General features: G+C 56.8%; 2 protein-coding genes. Both read right to left on the reverse strand.

Annotated features, from left to right (window positions below; genetic code table 11):
* Nucleotides 1–324: 324 nt before the first annotated feature.
* Nucleotides 325–645 (reverse strand): YkvA family protein, encoded by a 321-nt coding sequence (locus LWH48_RS18115; protein WP_232913675.1) that lies wholly within the window; start codon nt 643–645, stop codon nt 325–327.
* Nucleotides 638–903: hypothetical protein (locus LWH48_RS18120; RefSeq protein WP_232913676.1), on the reverse strand; the 266-nt coding region annotated here is incomplete at its 5' end. The genes LWH48_RS18115 and LWH48_RS18120, both read right to left, overlap by 8 nt.

Here is a 903-nt window from a genome sequence, read left to right on the forward strand (position 1 = left end):
TGCCACGCGGGCTCAGCTTGGGACAGGTCGCCTTCTTGAGAATGCGGGTCGTAGAAACCGGTGACGCGGTTTGCTTATCCTCTGACGTCGGGTCGACGGGTGACGACGGTTGTGGCGCCTTGGCCTTGCGTTGGGTGGCGGCAGTGGCAGCAGGCTTACGCTTTGTACGAGATGTCATACAGGGATCTCCAGGGTTCACGCACACGAAACCACGCCGATCACTACCAATTTGGCGGCAGCGAGGCGTGAGGAAGGGATTTAGTAAGGAAAGGTCGGTAAGACGGGTAATCGAGGGTCTATGGGCCCAAAATCGGGTTGAGCCGGTTACTTCCGAGCACGGCGGCGCATCTCCGGGGTGACGTAGGAATCCAGCATCTTGAGGACACTCATCACGACGGCCAGGTCATCGACAAAGCCACCGGGCAACATATCGGGCATCAAGTCCACCGGACTGATCAGATAACCGAGCGCACCGACAGCAGCCGTCTTGAGCGCAACGGGCACACTGGGATCTTGCATCACGTACCAGAGTAACTTGGCGTAGTAGATGAGATCACGGTAGGTTCCAGGGAGTGACTTCACCTTCTTCCAGAAGGCTCGATTGGAAAAGTGCTTGGCGTAGCCTTGATAGCGGAAGTTAATCATCGGCCTGCCTGGCAAGTTCGTTGAGGACCGAACAGGCACTGTGCCGAGGAAAAAGCACATAGACGCCGCCGCCATCATCCTGGGTGACGACCAGCAGCAAGTAGTAGTCATCAGGGCCCTTGAGAATGAATTCAGGCGGGTATCGCAATAATCGACACTCGTCACCGCGTAGCTCATTGAGCGTGTCCGAGGGCAAGACATGATAGAGGCGTGTTCCGGTTTCCTTCCAGAACTGATTGGCTTGCTTCAGGTCGCCGC

The sequence above is a fragment of the Halomonas sp. G15 genome (assembly GCF_021282295.1).
GTDB classification, from domain to species: Bacteria; Pseudomonadota; Gammaproteobacteria; order Pseudomonadales; family Halomonadaceae; genus Halomonas; species Halomonas alimentaria.